The sequence below is a fragment of the Sporosarcina sp. SAFN-010 genome, from assembly GCF_059415065.1.
In genome coordinates this window covers 171522-189467 of record NZ_JBPFDS010000006.1, presented here as the reverse complement: position 1 = coordinate 189467, position 17946 = coordinate 171522, and the positions used below count along the sequence as shown (strand labels likewise).

General features: G+C 42.7%; 16 protein-coding genes. 1 reads left to right on the top strand and 15 read right to left on the bottom strand.

Going from position 1 to position 17946, the window contains the following annotated elements; genetic code table 11:
- Positions 1-259: 259 nt before the first annotated feature.
- Both ACR65F_RS09370 and ACR65F_RS09365 read right to left on the bottom strand, forming a co-directional pair.
- Complete coding sequence (locus ACR65F_RS09370) at positions 260-1018, bottom strand: ABC transporter permease (protein ID WP_039043261.1); 759 nt, start codon at positions 1016-1018, stop codon at positions 260-262.
- Positions 1015-1764 (bottom strand): ABC transporter ATP-binding protein, encoded by a 750-nt coding sequence (locus ACR65F_RS09365; RefSeq protein WP_440504236.1) that lies wholly within the window; start codon positions 1762-1764, stop codon positions 1015-1017. The genes ACR65F_RS09370 and ACR65F_RS09365 overlap by 4 nt, the downstream gene beginning before the upstream one ends.
- Positions 1765-1909: 145 nt before the next feature.
- On the opposite strand from ACR65F_RS09365, the gene ACR65F_RS09360 reads away from it, so the two are divergent.
- Positions 1910-3241: a TrkH family potassium uptake protein gene (locus ACR65F_RS09360; RefSeq protein ID WP_440504235.1), complete on the top strand. Its 1332-nt coding sequence runs from the start codon at positions 1910-1912 to the stop codon at positions 3239-3241.
- Between the two features lie 201 nt (positions 3242-3442).
- Here the strand turns inward: ACR65F_RS09360 and ACR65F_RS09355 are convergent, their stop codons facing one another.
- The 13 genes from ACR65F_RS09355 to ACR65F_RS09295 form a co-directional block, all read right to left on the bottom strand.
- Entirely contained in the window at positions 3443-4147 is a 705-nt protein-coding gene (locus tag ACR65F_RS09355) for a CBS domain-containing protein (RefSeq protein WP_039043259.1), read from the bottom strand.
- Positions 4148-4245: 98 nt separating this feature from the next.
- Positions 4246-6057, bottom strand: coding sequence for an oligopeptide ABC transporter substrate-binding protein (gene opp4A / locus ACR65F_RS09350; protein ID WP_440504233.1), 1812 nt, complete (start codon positions 6055-6057; stop codon positions 4246-4248).
- 21 nt (positions 6058-6078) lie between these two features.
- Positions 6079-6984 carry an ABC transporter permease gene (locus ACR65F_RS09345; protein ID WP_039043257.1) on the bottom strand — a complete coding sequence of 302 codons (906 nt, stop codon included), beginning with the start codon at positions 6982-6984 and terminating at the stop codon, positions 6079-6081.
- 26 nt (positions 6985-7010) lie between these two features.
- Entirely contained in the window at positions 7011-7979 is a 969-nt protein-coding gene (gene opp4B, locus ACR65F_RS09340; RefSeq protein WP_039043256.1) for an oligopeptide ABC transporter permease, read from the bottom strand.
- Between the two features lie 3 nt (positions 7980-7982).
- On the bottom strand, positions 7983-8921 hold the full coding sequence (locus ACR65F_RS09335) for an ABC transporter ATP-binding protein (protein WP_039043255.1): 939 nt from the start codon (positions 8919-8921) through the stop codon (positions 7983-7985).
- Complete coding sequence (locus ACR65F_RS09330; RefSeq protein ID WP_039043254.1) at positions 8908-9927, bottom strand: ABC transporter ATP-binding protein; 1020 nt, start codon at positions 9925-9927, stop codon at positions 8908-8910. Before ACR65F_RS09330 ends, ACR65F_RS09335 begins: the two co-directional genes overlap by 14 nt.
- A 419-nt stretch (positions 9928-10346) precedes the next feature.
- A complete protein-coding gene (gene pcp, locus ACR65F_RS09325; protein WP_440504231.1) occupies positions 10347-10958 on the bottom strand; it encodes a pyroglutamyl-peptidase I in 612 nt (203 codons plus the stop codon).
- Between the two features lie 14 nt (positions 10959-10972).
- Positions 10973-11989 carry an ABC transporter ATP-binding protein gene (locus tag ACR65F_RS09320; protein WP_440504243.1) on the bottom strand — a complete coding sequence of 339 codons (1017 nt, stop codon included), beginning with the start codon at positions 11987-11989 and terminating at the stop codon, positions 10973-10975.
- Positions 11989-13110, bottom strand: a complete 1122-nt coding sequence (locus ACR65F_RS09315) for a mandelate racemase/muconate lactonizing enzyme family protein (RefSeq protein WP_440504229.1) — start codon at positions 13108-13110, stop codon at positions 11989-11991. The genes ACR65F_RS09320 and ACR65F_RS09315 overlap by 1 nt, the downstream gene beginning before the upstream one ends.
- Positions 13111-13186: 76 nt before the next feature.
- Positions 13187-14830: a peptide ABC transporter substrate-binding protein gene (locus tag ACR65F_RS09310; protein ID WP_440504227.1), complete on the bottom strand. Its 1644-nt coding sequence runs from the start codon at positions 14828-14830 to the stop codon at positions 13187-13189.
- Positions 14831-14953: 123 nt separating this feature from the next.
- Positions 14954-15934: an ABC transporter ATP-binding protein gene (locus ACR65F_RS09305; RefSeq protein WP_440504242.1), complete on the bottom strand. Its 981-nt coding sequence runs from the start codon at positions 15932-15934 to the stop codon at positions 14954-14956.
- 134 nt (positions 15935-16068) lie between these two features.
- Positions 16069-17007 carry an ABC transporter permease gene (locus tag ACR65F_RS09300; protein WP_039043249.1) on the bottom strand — a complete coding sequence of 313 codons (939 nt, stop codon included), beginning with the start codon at positions 17005-17007 and terminating at the stop codon, positions 16069-16071.
- Complete coding sequence (locus ACR65F_RS09295; protein ID WP_125101015.1) at positions 17007-17942, bottom strand: ABC transporter permease; 936 nt, start codon at positions 17940-17942, stop codon at positions 17007-17009. The genes ACR65F_RS09300 and ACR65F_RS09295 overlap by 1 nt, the downstream gene beginning before the upstream one ends.
- Between the last annotated feature and the right edge of the window lie 4 nt (positions 17943-17946).

The following is a 17946-nucleotide window of genomic DNA, read 5'->3' as shown; positions in this document are numbered from 1 at the left end:
CACGCTCCGTTCAGTTAGTATGTTCTCTCTATCCAAACACGCTCATTGGATTGTGTCCACTTTCTATACTATCTTCACTTTCCCAGGGTTATGAGCACTTTTCATGTTTTATGATCACTTTCCCAGGGTTATGAGCACTTTTCATGTTTTATGAGCATCCCTTCTCAAAATCTCCTCTATAAAGACCTACAATCCAAAATTTAATTTCCTCTCAATATTCAACCGCAATTGAAACGGTAGGAATATCACTGGCTTACTTTTAATCCAGGTCAATTTTCAATAATTGCATCCTTTCCGTAAACAAACTTCGATAGGACAAAAATCCGAGCAACACACTCGTCATCGCTGCAGTTGCAAGTAACAAAAACACAACAAGTAATTGAAATTGAACCGCCTGGACCGGATCCGCTCCTGCGATGATTTGTCCACTCATCATTCCTGGAAGTTGTACAAGTCCAATTGTCTTCTGGCTTTCAATCGTTGGAATCATGCTCGCCTGAATCGATTTCAGTAACTGCCGATTGATGGATTGCTTGGGAGTTCCGCCGAGAGATAAAATCAGTTCGCTTTCATCACGATGCGCTTCCACTTCAGCAGTAAAACGGTTTAAAAACAAAATCGCAAGAACCATTGAATTCCCGATCACCATACCACTTAATGAAATAATGTATTGAGCGGTCGCAGGAACAATATGTAATCCGAGCAATACAGTTTGCGTCAATACTTCGATCGCCACAAACGTCACAAACAACTTCCACGTGATCCCTTTAATGGCTTTTCCTTTGTGCCGAGCATTTTGTACAGCGGCAACAATCATCAGCAGTACCATTAACATAATAAACATTGGATGTTCGGAATCGAACACGAATTTCAACACAAACCCTACCGCAATAAGTTGCACGGTGGAACGAAGTGTCGCAATAATCGTATCTCGTTCCAAGCCCAGATTCAGCGTTTTTGATAGCAATAAAGGGATGAAAACAAATATCAACGTTAAACTTAATGTCATCCAACTCATGACAACACCCCTCTCACAAACCGCTTCACATCTTCGTCTTCTGATGCAATAATATCTTGTTTGGTACCTACTTCACGCAGCTCGCCATCAACCATCACCCAAAAGTACTCCCCTATCCGCTTGGCCTGTTCCAAATTATGAGTAATCCAAACGATTGAAATCTTTTCCGTCTCATTCAATTTCACAATCAAGTCTTCAATCTCTTGAAGGGAAGAAGGATCAAGAGATGCTGTGATTTCATCTAACAACAAAATTTTTGATTGATTTAATAACGTGCGGGCGATGGAGACTTTTTGCTTTTGCCCCCCTGAGAGCCCACGAGCATCTCTTGTGAGAAGAGACGAAGGAAGTCCAACACGTTCCATGGTGGCAATTGCTTGTTCATCGGATAAGGTTTTACCACGTAGCTGTAATGGAAGTGCTAAATTATCCAGGACCGTGCCTTGTACCATTGGAGAACTTTGGAGCACAATTCCAACATGTCTCCTGACTGACATTGGGGATTGCTCTTCAATCCGCTTCCCGTCTATGTAAATTTCACCTTCAATTGGACTGATGAGACCATTGCATAACTTTAACAATGTCGTTTTCCCCGCTCCAGAAGGTCCGATCAATGCGGTAATTTTCCCCGTTGGAAACTGGCCACTCACTTTTTTAATAATATCGGTATGATTCACACCATAGCTCACACGATCTAGCACAAGCGCGCATGATGGAGTTGAGGTATTACTAGTTCCTTGATTCAAATCATTCAAACTCCTATCGTATTGAACTTATTTTTCTTCCACACTTTAATTTTCCGGTTTGTTCCATCCAATGACCTATTGTAATTTTACCATTTCGATCAATAATCAAACCATACCATATCCATTTCTCTAAGGAGGTCTTACTATGCACAAATCTTTCATTTTCAGGAAAAGGCGGGTCACTCCTCCGGTTCTCATAGCAAGTAGTTTTTTGGTTACGATACTCATTGGGACTGCTTTGCTCAAGCTACCCTTTGCTACAACTGCGCCGATAACTTGGACCAACGCACTATTTACTGCGACATCGGCAACAACCGTAACAGGTCTAAGTGTCTTCGACGTCGCTACTACGCTTACCCTTTTCGGTGAAATCGTGCTCCTTGCTCTCATTCAAATTGGTGGGGTTGGATTAATGGCTTTCGCGGTTGCGCTTTTAATGATTCTCGGACGAAAAGTGGGCATGAAAAACCGCATATTTCTCCAAGAGTCATTTAGTCAACAATCGATAGGAGGAACCGTCAAATTTCTGAGAAGTATTTTGAGATTTGTATTCATAACTGAAGGGATTGCTTTTATTTTGTTATCCCTCGTATGGGTTCCCGACTTCGGCTGGAAACACGGTCTTTACTACAGTCTATTCCATGTCGTCTCCGCTTTTAATAACGCGGGATTCTCCATGTTTCCTGACAACTTAGTAGGGTTTGCTGGTGACCTTCCCGTCACACTTATACTATCTTCACTCTTCATCATCGGCGGCCTTGGGTTTACTGTTGTCATGGAAGTAGTTTCAAAACCGTCATCTAAGAAATGGTCACTTCATACGAAAATGATGCTCGCTGGAACGCTAACCGTCAATCTCATCGCTACATTCTTATTTTTCGCTCTGGAGTATCACAATACGAAAACAATCGGCAACATGTCTTTCGGGGATAAAGCATTGACCTCCTATTTTCAAGCAGTCACCCCAAGGACTGCTGGTTTCAACATGGTACCTATCGGCGATATGGAGGACAGTTCTCTCTTGCTAACATTGTTGTTAATGTTCATCGGTGGAGGGAGCGCTTCTACGGCATCCGGTATTAAACTGACGACGTTCATCGTCATTGTAGTCGCAACGCTTGCGTATTTTAGAGGGATGACCGAACCTCACCTTTTCAAAAGAACGATCAAATCAGAAATCATTTTTCGCTCTCTTGCAATTGCTGCGGTTAGTTCCATGCTCGTATTCACAGCATTTTTCTTGTTAACTGTTACGGAATCGTTACCATTCCTCCCATTGTTAATTGAGACGGTGTCGGCGTTTGGTACAGTAGGACTGTCCGTTGGGATCACTGGAGACTTGACCCCTGCAGGCGAATGGATTCTCTGTGCGGTAATGTTTTTAGGAAGAATCGGGCCGTTGACACTTTTTTTCCTACTGATTCGCCCTAAAAAGGAGACTTTTAAGTATTCATACGATCGCGTTCATACAGGATGACAAAAAGATACCTCCATACGCCTGCTTATGCAGATGTATGAGGGTATCTTTTTGGTATGCGGTCAACCTCGATTCTACAAAGAAATGTAGAGGTGCAATTTTATAGTATTATGAGCACTTTTCACGGGTTATGATCACTTCGCCGAGTTTACAGTCAATTAATATTTTACTTTACAAACTTTTTGCAGATTCCTCTCAAAGCTAGTCAATTTTCAATAAATCGTAAGGCGTAATAATCCCGATTAATTTTTCATTGTGCGCAGCGGTATCTGTAATCAAAAGCGCTTCGAGACGCGTTCCTCTGGAAATTGCCCGTTTGAAATAATCCTCCGCTTCGTACACAGATAGATCTCTTCTGACAAATTCAAACGATTCTTTACGTTTTTCATAGTTGTAGACGTCAGACAATGTCGGTATTTCCCGGGAAATAGAATCTTCTGTCGATTGGCCTGCTAACCAATAAGTAATACCAGCAGCTGTAATGAGACCTTTAAAGTTCCCATCTTCATAAATGGGAACTTGACTGAACTTGTTATCGCGCATTAGTCTAAGAGCCATAGTCAGGGAGTCTGATGCTTGTAGCGTATGAACCTTACAGCCGAACAAAGCTCCTACATTGAGCGGGTTACTCACTTTCCGTTCGATCAGTTCAATGCGTTCCACAATATCGTCGTGGGGTTCAGCAATAACATAGTCTACACCTGTTCTATGATGGACAATAGCATTCCGCAAATCACCAAACTCCCGTAAATCTTCCTCATAATTACGAACTACTGAATTTTTGATTTTTGCCTTTTCTACTAATCGATAAAACGGCAAGAAGCCAGTCTCCTCTATCTTCTTCACAAGCGCTTTTTCGATTCGATTGTAGGCAATTATGAACCTATCTGAATTTTTGACAGCCATACTTACAGGTCAACTCCTTTCAAAAAGTATACCCTAAAAGAACTGTAACATTACAAAAGCTCTGCCCCCATTAAAGGAGGCAGAGCTTAGTTTAATACTTATTCGGCAACACCCATCTGGTACAACTCAAGGTCTGAACTAGGATCGATTGAGTAGTTAACGACGCGTTTGTTAGCTGATTTAAGTGCATAACGGTATACAGTTGGAGCTACTGGTACATCTTCAAACATAAGCTCCTGCCACTGATCATAAATATCTTTACGATATTCTAGGTCAAATGCCTCTTCCGAAGTACCTTTCTCCAACAACTCATCGTTCTTTTCACTAGTGTAGCGAGTGTAGTTGAATGAAGCTGTGCGGCCATATAGACCAGATGGATCTGGATCAGAACCAGTTCCCCAAGCACCTTGGTAAATATCGATTTTCGGATCATCGTTTTCTACCATGTCATAGAATGCGTTGAAGTCGTGTAGACGACCGTCAACTAGTTCAACCTTCAGCCCAACGTCAGCCCAGTTTTGCATATAAGCTTTTGCAATTGGCTCAGCTGTTTCTCCGCCTGACATAGAAGCGAAGTTGATGACCAATTTCTCACCTTTTTGGTCTTCACGGAATCCATCTCCGTCTGTATCTTTGAATCCTGCTTCTTCAAGAAGTTCTTTTGCTTTTTCAGGATCATATGGACGTCCTTCAATTTCTGTGTTGTGGAAGCTTTCAAACACAGGGATGATTAAAGAAGTTCCTGGGAAACGAAGACCGTGGTATAGTTTTTCACCGATCGTCTTGTTATCCATTGCATGCCACATTGCTTGACGAAGTTCTTTACTAGCCATTTTTGCATTTGGATCTGTTACGTTTTCTTTCTTAGTTGCATCCCATTTACCTTGTTTAAAACCGATATACGTATAAGCAAGATCCACTTTTGCTAATAACTCAATGTTGTCAACATCTTTAACTGTTTCGTATTGATCTGCAGGGATACTAGCAAGGTCGATATCGCCTTTTTTTACTGACTCAACAATTGTTGATGAACTAACTACTTTTTGTACAATTGACTTAAGAGCTGGCTTGCCTCTCCAGTAGTCGTCATTACGTGCGTAAAGTACAGACTCGCCTGGTACAATTTTTTCAATTTTATAAGGTCCGAAACCGATTGGATTTACACGAATTTTGTCTGAAGACTCAAGATCTTTAATTGTTGTTTCACCAGTCATAAGATCTCCAACGTGGTGACGTGGTGTTGCATAAGACCAGAATCCTGAAAGGATAGATGGTGAAGCTACATTGAAAGTGAATTCCATCTCTTGATCGTTGATAATTTTAATACCAGAGATTTCTTTTGTTTTACCTTCATGATACTCAGGCATACCTACTACGTTTTCAATCATGAAATCGTAACGGTTACCAGCATAATCCGGGTGTCCAAGAATCTCATAAGAGTAAAGAAGGTCGCTTGTTTTAACCGGCTCACCGTCATGCCATTTCACGCCATCTTTGATTTTTAAAGTCAACTTTTTGTTATCTTCAGATAGTTCGAATGTTGCAGCACCTTCGTTAGTGATTAAGTAGTCACCATCCGTGTCAAGTAATGCTTCATCGAAATATCCAAGAATTTCGGCATCATACGTACCAGAGTAAAAGTTATAGTTCAATGTCCCTTCGAATGGCTCATCTGCAACCATTGCGATTGTCATTTCCCCATCTTCAATTGCTTCAGAATCGTTTGATACACCTAGAGGGAAATCGATTTCTGCTGCATTCTCAGCTGAACCTTTTTCAGTAGTCCCCTTACCTTTTCCTTTGTCCGTTCCTTTTCCGCCATCTGCACTATCGTCGCCACTACAAGCAGCCAAGAACACACTGAGCACGAGCATTAGACTTGCCAGCAACATAAAACTTCTTTTCTTCAATTGTCTTACCTCCCCTTTTTTTTAAGCCAATCTTTGTCTCGCATCCGACGCGCGCTTCACCGCTTGCCCGATGTAATTTATACACAGCATCATTACTAGAATTAGTAATGCTGCGGGTAACCAAACCCATGATTTGTTTTGGAGAATGTCCGGATTCGTAGCAAACGAAATCAGTGTCCCAAGGGACGGTGTGCTTGCTGGAAGTCCAAATCCTAAGAATGTTAAGCCGGTCTCAAGACCGATGTTCCCAGCAAGAGTCAGAGTCATATTAACGATGACAAGCGAACTTAAGTTCGGGAACATTTCGAAAAACATGATTTTCCAACTTGGTGTGCCAAGTGTTTTGGATGCGTTAATATAATCCAATTCACGTTCTGCAAGTCCTTTAGAACGGATCAGCCTGGCTTTTTGGAACCAGGCAAACGCACTCATCATGAGAACAAATGACAAAATGGAATAATCCGGAACGATAACAATGAATACAATAATGAACATTGTACTTGGCAGAACCATCAGAAAATCTATAATTCTCATAATGACATTATCAATCCAACCACCGAAGAATCCCGCGATTAAACCGATTGTCAAACCGAAGAGACCCGCGATAACCGTCACACTGAGCCCGATTGTAAATGAGTTGCGTGTTCCGAGCAGCAACTGCCCGAAAACATCCCGTCCTCCGTCATCCGTACCCAGCCAGTGGGCTTCGGAAGGCGCCTCCCACGTTTCAAGGAAATTTACCCGTTGAAGTTGTTCCTGATCAATAAACAGCGGTGAACTATAAGCAGTTATCAATATGCCAATCAGCAGAACTAGGGAAATCAACGCCATTTTGTCATGTCTGATTTCTCGCCATATCGTTTTTGCAAGAGATGGATTGTTCGCTTTTTCTTTGGCAATTAGTTTTTTATCATCAATTGTTACCATTTAGTATTCCTCCTCATTCGCTTTTCCTATTCAATCCGGATACGTGGGTCTATGGCACTCAGAATGATGTCTGAGAGCATCGTACCGACAATAACAGCAGTACCTGAAATCATAACGATTGCTGTTGTGACAGTGAAGTCACGTCCTGTGATAGATTGAATGAAGAGCTGGCCAAGGCCTGGATAACTAAATATCATTTCCAAAAATATCGAACCGCTAATCAATCCTGTAATTTCATAGCCCAGGAATGCGGCGATAGGAAGCATAGAATTACGTAATATGTGGCGCGTATATACTTTGCCTTCTGGAACTCCTTTGGCACGCGCCGTTTTCACGAAGTCTTTAAGTTTTGTATCAATAATATCGTTTCTCAAATATTGGATAGTTCCAGCTGTTGCAAGCAGGGCTCCTGACATCCCTGGTAACACTAAGTGTTTTAATTTACTGAGATAGAAATCCCATGTTCCTACTTCCAGCCTCACATCGACACTGTTTCCTGTAGGGAACCAGCCGAGTACAAAACCGAAGAAGAACAGCATAAGCAAAGAGAAAACAAACAAAGGTGTGGCGAATGCAAAGTAGTTATAGGTGACGATCAGTTTATCAGACCAGGAGTCAGTCCATCTACCGGCTATGATGCCCAGTGGGATTGCTATTATATAAGAGACAATCAAAATGAATAGTGACAATGTAACTGTATTGGTCACGCGTCCTGCAAGAAGCGATGTAACAGGCTGTTTATGAGTATAGGAGCTGCCTAGATCACCTTGAACTGCTTTTCCTACCCAAGCTCCATACTGAACATACCAAGGATCATTCAAGCCATATTGTTCACGAATCTTTTCCACTTGTTCAGGTGTTACGTTAGGGTTTCCCATAAATGCGCCTGTTACTGCATCTCCTGGCATTTGCTTTGCCAAGATGAAGATGATTAGACTTAACAGAAATAGTTGTGGAATCATGACGAGCAATCGCCGAAAGATAAATTTAACCATCGCTTACATACCCCCTTGCTGAACAGCAACTGAATGTGTAGGAGTAAGCGGTTTCAAGTCGAACATCCGACCGTCTTTATCGAAATAGCTATCATACTCTGTCCTGTAAGCGGTGTTGATTTTATTACGTAATTCCATTTTCTCGAAACGTTTTGCAGGATCCATCTCTGGGATAGCAGCAATCAATCGTTTTGTATAAAGATGCTGAGGATTCGTGTAAACATCTTCTGCAGTGCCCTCTTCGACAAAACGGCCTTTATACATAATTCCAATTCTGTCACAAATATGTTTAATAACCCCGAGATCGTGGGATATGAATAAGTAAGTCAATCCAAAGTCTTTTTGAATTTCTTGCATGAAGTTCAAGACCTGAGCCTGTACGGAAACGTCCAATGCAGATACAGGTTCATCGGCAATAATCAATTTAGGGTTGAGCATAAGTGCCCTGGCGATTCCGATTCTCTGACGTTGTCCTCCCGAAAATTGGTGTGGATACTTATAGATAGATTCTGGACTTAGACCAACGCGCTCAATCATGTTTTGCACGCGGGTCAGCTCCTCTTTAGGAGAAAGCCGCTCAAAGTTGCGCAGGGGTTCAGCAATTATATTCAAGACGTTCTTTCTTCCATTCAATGAAGAGTATGGGTCTTGAAAAATCATTTGGATATCACGGATATGCTTTCGACGATCATGTCCATTCATATTGGCGAGATTATCACCATTAAACAAAACTTCACCGCCGGTTGCTTTGTTTAGTCCAATAATTGCACGGCCTGTTGTTGTCTTTCCACAACCAGACTCCCCGACAAGTCCGTACGTTTCGCCCGGTTCCAGTTCAAAACTGACCCCATCAACTGCACGTACTTGATCGACCACTCGGCGGAAGAAACCACCTCTTATCGGAAAGTGTACTTGCAGATTATTTACATTAAGTAGTGACATAGTTTTCATCCTCCACTCGTTCTTCCGGGAAGTGGAATTCCTTGTAACACGTACAGCGTACAAAGTGACCTGGTTCCACTTCATGGAGCGTCGGTTTGTCTTCATGTGCATCCTCAGAAATCCATGGGATTCGTGGAGCAAATCGGCATCCTTCGCGATCTAGTTTTTGAATCGATGGCACAATACCTTCAATAACATGTAGTTCTTCTTTATCTGTCATGTTAGAAGGAATCGAGCTCAAGAGTGAGCGGGTATATGGATGTAGCGGATTCGAAAACAGTGTATTTACGTCTGCAATTTCTACAAATTCACCTGCATACATTACCGCTACTCGATTTGCCATCTCTGCAACTACTCCCAGATCATGTGTGATGAGGATAATACCAGAATCTGTAATGCGTTGGAGCTCTTTCATTAAATCCATAATTTGAGCTTGAATTGTTACATCCAACGCAGTTGTAGGCTCGTCTGCAATCAGCATCACTGGATTACAGGCTAGTGCAATTGCAATCACAACGCGTTGTCTCATCCCACCTGAAAGTTCATGTGGGTATTGTTTGTAGATTCGGTTGGCATCTTTTATACCGACCTGTCCAAGTAACTCCAGCACTCGTTTCTTTTTTGCAGCACTAGATAGTTTCATATGGTAATCCATCGGCTCTGCAATTTGTCGGCCGATTGTTGCGAGTGGGTTAAGAGCTGTCATTGGATCTTGGAAGATCATGCCCAAGTCTTTCCCACGGATTTTGTTCAACTTTTCTACTGGCAGGTTTAGAAGATTCTGCCCTTTCAAGTTCACTTGACCTTCTAGTTTTGTAGTCTTCGCATTATGAAGACCTATAATGGAGAGTGCTAAGGCACTCTTTCCACATCCAGATTCACCGACAATCGCCACGACTTCATTTTTATGAACCGATAGTGAAACACCGTCCACAGCTGCGTAATAGTTCCCTTTAATGTTAAATGATGTTCGCAGATTCTCAATTTCCAAAACTGTCTCAGCCAAAGTGGTTCCTCCTTGCCCTTGGTAATATGTACAAAAAAAGGTTGATTTAATTTTCAGACTTTATAAGCTTTTTCAACTATACTACACAACTTTTGTGTTGGCAATACTATTTTTTCAGAATACCAAATACATAGATTATTTCAACTATGACAAATCAATGACGAACTCTGTAACAAAGCGGACTTAGACAATATAATTCCTTATGAACTTTTTTTAAATCTTTTTAACTGCTGATAGAAATCCCTTTGCCTGGCTAGTTTGGATTTTCGCAACCTCCTTATTGGTTGATCCCACGAGACTGAGAAATTCTCCATTACTTTAGAAGCATCTCCCCAACAATCTTATTCCACTCAGTTCAATCGTTCGATGTTTTACGACATTTCGCGACACGAAAATCCACTTCACTATAATAAATTGAGTTAATTTTCATCAGAAAGGGTTTGAATACAAATTGTGACTCCTTTAAGTAACTCATCTAACGACCAACCTGGTATTTTACCATGTTGCATTGCCAACTCAAACGAAGCAGGAATATGCAAAAAGCCTGATGACATATCCGGTCTATGGTGGGCCGCCCAATGAAGTCCTGCATACATTACGTTATTACACAAATAAGTTCCTGCAGAATTAGATAGTGCAGCTGGCAGTCCTGCATCAGATAATCGGTTCACCATTTTGCGGATCGGTAGAGTTGAAAAATAAGCAGGCGGTCCTTCTAATTCAATAGTTTCATCCATCGGCTGATGCCCTTCGTTGTCAGGTTCGCCATCTTTTACATTGATGGCAACCCGTTCAGGGGTCATTTTATAACGTCCGCCGGCAAGCCCAAGTGATAAAACTGCATCCGGAGTTTCTTTTTCAATATAATTGAGCAGCTCCTCACCGGATGCATTAAAATTCACAGATAAGATTTTCCCGCAAATCTTATAGTCTCCAATAACCGTTCCATCCAATTTTTCAACGAGTTGCATCGTTGGGTTCACTGGGAATGAGAGAAATGGTTCAAACCCTGTAAGTAGTAATTTCTTCAAGTTAAAAATCTCCTTTACACGTGCAACTGCTTTGCCTGTTCATTAACTTCTTTCATTAAAGACTCATCATGTAAGTGACACGCGACAAAATGTCCCTCATCTTTTTCTAACCACTGCGGTTTATGTGTGGAACAAACTTCCATCGCATAAGGACATCTAGTTCTGAACACGCATCCCGAAGGTGGGTCAATCGGACTCGGTAACTCCCCTTCCAATAAAATACGTTCTCTCGATTCCTCTATATCTGGGTCTGGGATTGGTATTGCTGATAGTAAGGCTTCTGTATAGGGATGCAAAGGCTTCCCATAGAGCTGATCGCTTGTCGTCAACTCTACTAAATGACCTAAATACATAACGCCTATCCGATCTGAGAGGTATTTCACCATCGATAGATCATGTGCAATGAATAGATAGGTCAACCCTTTTTCGCGTTGCAACCGTTGAAACAACATGACAACTTGCGCCTGGACTGACACGTCCAATGCTGAAATGGGTTCGTCAGCAATGATAAATTCAGGGTCGAGGGCGAGCGCTCTTGCAATACCGATCCTCTGTCGCTGTCCGCCTGAAAATTCGTGAGGATATCGGTTGGCATGGTCTCGATTTAACCCTACATCTTCCAGCAGCTCATTTACGCGTGCACGCAATTCCTTTTTAGACTTGTACATATTATGGATTTCCATTGGCTCTGCAATGATCTCATAAACTGTTGAGCGTGGATTAAGAGACGCATAGGGGTCTTGGAAAACCATTTGCATCTTTTTAAGAAACTGTTGACGTTCTTTGTCGTTCATATCGTGGACATTTTGCCCTTCAAATACAACATCCCCGTCTGTTTTGTTATAAAGCCCTAAAATTGTACGTCCCGCTGTCGACTTTCCACAACCTGACTCTCCTACAAGACCAAACGTCTCTCCTTTGTAAATATCAAAACTAAGTCCATCTACCGCTTTTAATGTCTTACCTTTACCTACATCAAAATGCCTTTTCAAGTCTTTTACAGATAGTAATACTGATTGGGAATCTGTCATCATTTTTCCTCCTCGTTTCCAGACGTTCTGTGATGTGATAGCCAAGTTGAGTCAATCTGTACACCGAGCCCTGGCTCATTCGGTAGATGAACCAGTTGTTTTGTATAGGTAACGCCTCCAATTACAGGATCACCATTTAGCATAAGGGGTGCATCAAAATCACAACGCGTAATATTCGACTGACTCGCAGCAAAGTGAGCTGCTGCCGTGATTCCCAGTTTCGTTTCAATCATGCTGCCAGTCATACATTGGACTCCGTAACTTTCAGCGAGTGCATTGATTCTCAATGCTTCATGGATTCCACCTGACTTCATCAACTTGATGTTGATCAAATCTGCTGCGCCACATTGCAGGACACGTAACGCATCTTTTGGTGAAAAAACGCTTTCGTCTGCCATGATAGGCGTCAATGTATTTTGAGTCACAAAAAGCAATCCATCTATATCCTCCGCATGGACAGGTTGTTCGACGAGTTCAATCTCAAGACCGGCATCTTCCATCGCGGCGATCGTTCTGATCGCCTCTTTAGGCTGCCAACCTTGGTTAGCATCCAGGCGAATCTTGACAGTATGACCCACTCGATTCCGAATTGCTTTGACACGCTCAATATCGAGCTCTGAAGAACCGGTTCCGACCTTCACTTTCAATGTAGTGAATCCATCTTCTACGTACTGGTGTGCATCGTCTCCCATCTCTTTTGGATCATTAACACTTACCGTAAAGTTCGAATCCAACTTATTCCTGTGCCCCCCTAGGAGTTGATAAAGAGGGAGTCTTGCAAGTTGACCAAGGAGATCATGTATCGCCATATCGACTGCCGCTTTAGCGCTAGTGTTTCTCACAATTGTTTTATGTAGAACCGCGAAAAGTTCGGATCGGTTACGAATATCCATCCCAATCAGTTTTGGAGCCAAGACTTCTTCAATTGCATACGCAATGCTTGCCATGGAGTCACCTGTAATCACATGAGTTGGTGGAGCTTCTCCCCATCCGGATTTTCCATCTTCTGTCGTAACCTTTACATAAGTTGAGTAGGCAGTATGAACGGTGCGCAATGCCGTTTTAAATGGTTTTCGCAATGGAACAGCAACTGTTGCAAGTTCAATCGAGTGAATCTTCATGTACACGTTCTCCTTTCTCGCCTAAAACGAACAAAACTGTGTGCGTCGAACACTCGGCGCACACAGTCTCCCCTACTTATTCTTTGTCAGCGTATTTCAGGTCGAGATAGCCGACTGGGTGACGGAGAATCCCTGTAACACCAGGCTTTTCTAATGTTGACTGATTGTAATAGTACAGTGGAATTACCGGCATTTCGTCCATGAGCACAGTGTCAGCCTGCTGCAACAACGTCCAACGCTTGTTCTCGTCTGTTTCATTTTTAATAGCTTCAATCAACTTGTCATAATCAGTATTTGACCAAGTCGTACGGTTCATCGATGAATCTGAAATGAAACTTTCTAAAGCGTTTACAGGATCTGCATAGTCATGCAAGAAAGATGAGCGAGAGAACTGGTACTTGAACTCTTTCTGATCTGCAAGGAATACTCCAGCTTCTACGTTTTGTAACTCAATGTCCACACCAAGATTTTCTTTAAACATCGATTGCAATGCAACCGCAATTTTTTGGTGAGAATCACTTGTAGAATACGTTAATGTTACCTTAGGTAATTCTGTATATCCTTCTTCCTTCATGCCTTCTTCAAGTAATTTCTTCGCTTCTTCAGGATTAAACGAAACTAGGTCTCCTGCAGACTCACGGAACTCTTTGCCATCCGGCCCGATGAATCCGTAAGAAACGAAACCATGTGCTGGCTTTTCTCCATTTTTAGTGACGAATTCTACAATATCTTCCTGATTAACCGCTCCACCGAACGCTTTACGGATTTTCTTGTTCGTGAATGGCTCCATAGATGTGTTGAATCGGAAGAAGTACAATCCTGCTTGGTCTTCTAATTTAACCTCTGGATTATCTTTCAAGTCTTCAGCAATTTCAGACGGGACATCCGTACTATCCAACTCATCAGACTGGTACATTTGGTAAGCAGTTGTAGACTCACTCACCATTTCCCAGTTCACTTTGTCGAGCTTAACTTTGTCTGCATCCCAATAGTTTTCGTTCTTTTCAAAAACGAATTTCACGTCGTGATCCCATGAAGCTAATTTGAATGGACCATTGGAAACGAATGAATCTGCTTCTGTAAACCATTTCGGATTGTCAGTCGCTACTTTTTCATTGATTGGGAAAAAGCTTGGGTTCGTGATGATGTTCAAGAATGCTTCGTTTGGAGCTGTCAGCTTCACGACGAATGTTTTCTCATCAGGTGCTTCGATTCCAATGTCTTCAACAGCGCCTTCACCGTTGTTGTAGTCCTCTGCGCCTTCAATAAAGTATGCAAGGAATGCTGCAGGTGATGCTGTTTCAGGGTCGAGCATATGTTGCCAAGCGAACAAGAAATCGTTTGCTGTGAGTGGATCGCCATTTGACCATTTTGCGCCATCGCGGATAGTGAATGTATATGTCAATCCATCTTCAGATACATCGATCTTTTCTGCAGAAGCTTCTTCTGCCAAGTGATCTTCTGACAAACGAGTGAGTCCTTCCATCAAGTTGTTAAGGGCACTCCAAGAAACTGCATTAAACCCTACGGACGGGTCAAACGAAGTAGGTTCTTCACCGTTGTTCAAGTAGAGGACTTTTTCTTCGACAGGCTTGTTGTCCTTGCTGTCTTTTCCTCCTGTGTCGGCTTCTGGCTTCTTGCCTGCTTCTTCGTTTGCTGTACAGGCTGCGAGTACTACGAGTAGTGCAGTAAATAATACAAACTTGATCCACTTCTTCAATGTGACTTCCCCCTTTTTTATAATGAATCCTTTGATGCCTAGTAAATAAAGTTAGAGTAAACAGCGTTAATTTCCACTACAGAGAATGATAAATACGGAACCTACCATTTAAAGTAAATTCTTTTAATTATATACGGATTGGGCTCTTGGGTCTTGGAGCCAGCAGTCTACGGTGTGCTGGGTGGTGAGTTGTGTTGTTGCTGGGTAAACACGTTCGCATACTTCCATGGCGAAGGGACATCTTGCAGCGAAGGGGCAACCTTCGGGTGGTGCGAATAAGTCCGGAGGTGTACCTTCAATTGGCTTTAACTCTTCTTCTTGCAAGTCGAGTCGAGGTACTGAGTTCAGTAGACCTTGCGTGTATGGATGCTGCGGGTCGTAAAAGATCTCCCGCTTATTCCCGATTTCAATGATTTTCCCTGCGTACATGACTGCGATACGATCAGCAATTTTCGCGACAACTCCGAGATCGTGAGTGATTAGAATAATCCCTACGCCAGTTTTACGTTGGATTTCATCGAATAATTCTAGAATTTGCGCTTGAATCGTAACATCCAATGCAGTTGTCGGTTCGTCTGCGATGAGCAATTCAGGTTCGCAGATCAAAGCGATTGCAATGACGATCCGCTGACGCATCCCCCCGGAGAACTGGTGAGGGTATTGTTTGAGTCGTTCTTCCGGATTCGAAATTCCTACAAGGTTTAGCATTTCAACGGCTTTCCTTTTCGCTTCTCCACGTGACACCTTATGATGTGTTCGTAATCCTTCCATTAATTGTTCTCCGATTTTCAATGTCGGATTCAGCGCTGTCATCGGATCTTGGAAGATCATCGAGATATCTACGCCTTGGATTTCCCGCAGCGCTTTCTTGTTCAGTTTGGTCAAGTCTCGATTTTTGAAAAGAACCTCCCCATTCCGAATCCTGCCAGGTGGTTGTGGAATAAGCCCCATAATCGTATTTGCTGTCACGCTTTTCCCGCAGCCTGATTCTCCAACGACTGCAAGAGTCTCCCCTTTGTACAGGTCGAACGAAACACCTCGGATTGCTTGCACTTCGCCGCCAAACGTCTTAAAAGAAACTTCCAAGTCTCGTACGGAGAGCATTATTTCTTGTGAAATTGTTTTCTTCTGCTTTCTATTCTCTTCTGTGGCAATGCCTGAACCATGTTGATGCTCCTTTTTTGCAGGGGCATTTTCCAAGCTGGACGCATTTGCCAACTGTTGTCCTATCACATCCATTACCCCCTCAATTTCGGATCGAGCGCATCCTGCATACCATCGCCTAGTACGTTAAAGGCAAACATCGTAATGGAGATGAAGAATGCTGGGAAGAATAAGCGCCACCAGTCACCAGATAGAATTACTGGGAGGGCATCATTCGCCATTACGCCCCAACTTGCATATGGAGCCTGAATACCAAGGCCGAGAAAGCTTAGAAAGGCTTCCGCAAATATCGCACTCGGTACAGTGAGTGTCATTTGAACAATGATTGGGCCCATTGTGTTCGGAAGCAGGTTTTTACGGATAATACGCGGTGTTCGCGCACCAAATGACTTCGATGCGGTCACGAATTCAAAGTTTTTTATTTGCAGGACTTGCCCGCGAACGATTCTGGCCATTCCAACCCAGCCTGTAATCGTCAGTGCTACAATGATTGTTGTTAGACTCGGGCCCATCACAACCATTAACAAAATGACTACGAGTAAATGAGGGAGTCCGTAAAGAATTTCAATAATCCGCATCATAATGGAATCCGTGCGGCCACCCTTATATCCACTAACACCTCCGTAAATAATGCCAATGAAAAAGTCAATGAGTGCAGCCATCACACCTACGAATAACGAAATTCGAGCACCATACCACGTTCTTGTGAAGACATCTCTCCCCATTTCATCAGTTCCAAACCAATGGGCCGCACTCGGAGCCATGTTTTGGTTTCGTAAATCCGTTGCAGTTACTTCATACGGAGAAAATACTGGACCAAATATTGCAAGTAGCGTGAGGATAACTAAGAACACTAATCCACCCATTGCTAGCTTATTCTTTCGTAATCGTCTCCAAGCATCTTTCCAATAAGAGAGCGAAGGACGAACGACAGCTTCTGCCTGCTTGCGGTCTTCTCCTTTTTTCCGGAACCAATCATCTGGAATTGAGACTCTCGGGTCTTTGGTAACCATTACACTTCACCTTCCTTTTTGTGAAGCTTAATGCGAGGATCCAAGAATCCGTATACGATATCTACTAAAAACAGCATGAATACTAGGAATGCACTGTAGAATACAGTAGATCCCATAATGACGGGATAGTCGCGATTGTTAATGCTCTCGACAAAGTACTTCCCCATACCAGGGATTGCGAAGATTTTTTCAATAACAAATGTCCCTGTCAAAATCCCTGCAAGCATTGTCCCCATGATAGTAACAACCGGCATGAGCGCATTTCGTAGCGCGTGCCTCGCTACAATCCGGAAAGGGCTTAAGCCTTTTGCACGTGCCATTTTAATGTAGTCTTGCGTCAACACTTCCAACATACTGGCACGAGTAAGACGTGCAATTATGGCAGTCGGTCCGGTAGCTAGTGCAATAACCGGTAAAATCATATGCTTCGGACTGCTCCATGTAGCTGGTGGTAGTAAATGCCAGTTCACCGCAACTTGCTGAATCAGAAGTGTCGCTAGAACAAAGTTTGGGATTGATATCCCCACAACTGCGAAGGTCATGGCCATATAATCAATAATTCCATTATGACGAAGTGCAGCAAACGTACCTAGAATAATCCCTGAGATAACCGCGACGATAATTGTCGCCATTCCCAGTTCAAAGGAGATTGGGAACCCTCGTGCTAGTAGCGTATTCACGGATTCATTCGGTTTTTTTATAGACGGACCATAATCGAACGTTACAATAGATTTCAAGTAATTCAAGTATTGAATTGGCATTGGTTGATCCAACTTATAAAACTTCTCCAAGTTCGCTTGGATGGTCGGATTGGACGTGCGCTCTTCGTCAAACGGTGAACCTGGGATCGCCCGCATGAGTACAAATGTAAGCGTGGCAATAATTAGAACGGTGATAATCATCATGATGAAACGCTTCAATATGTATAGCGGCACTCTG

Bases quoted from the DNA above. Each gene is read 5' to 3' on its own strand.
- ACR65F_RS09305 (WP_440504242.1), bottom strand. From the start codon at position 15,934: ATGCTCTCCGTACGAGACTTGGAAGTTTCTTTTAAGACGTTTGGCGGC.
- opp4B (WP_039043256.1), bottom strand. From the start codon at position 7,979: ATGGTTAAATTTATCTTTCGGCGATTGCTCGTCATGATTCCACAACTA.
- ACR65F_RS09300 (WP_039043249.1), bottom strand. From the start codon at position 17,007: ATGGTTACCAAAGACCCGAGAGTCTCAATTCCAGATGATTGGTTCCGG.
- ACR65F_RS09320 (WP_440504243.1), bottom strand. From the start codon at position 11,989: ATGACAGATTCCCAATCAGTATTACTATCTGTAAAAGACTTGAAAAGG.
- ACR65F_RS09370 (WP_039043261.1), bottom strand. From the start codon at position 1,018: ATGAGTTGGATGACATTAAGTTTAACGTTGATATTTGTTTTCATCCCT.
- ACR65F_RS09355 (WP_039043259.1), bottom strand. From the start codon at position 4,147: ATGGCTGTCAAAAATTCAGATAGGTTCATAATTGCCTACAATCGAATC.
- ACR65F_RS09335 (WP_039043255.1), bottom strand. From the start codon at position 8,921: ATGTCACTACTTAATGTAAATAATCTGCAAGTACACTTTCCGATAAGA.
- ACR65F_RS09360 (WP_440504235.1), top strand. From the start codon at position 1,910: ATGCACAAATCTTTCATTTTCAGGAAAAGGCGGGTCACTCCTCCGGTT.
- ACR65F_RS09345 (WP_039043257.1), bottom strand. From the start codon at position 6,984: ATGGTAACAATTGATGATAAAAAACTAATTGCCAAAGAAAAAGCGAAC.
- ACR65F_RS09315 (WP_440504229.1), bottom strand. From the start codon at position 13,110: ATGAAGATTCACTCGATTGAACTTGCAACAGTTGCTGTTCCATTGCGA.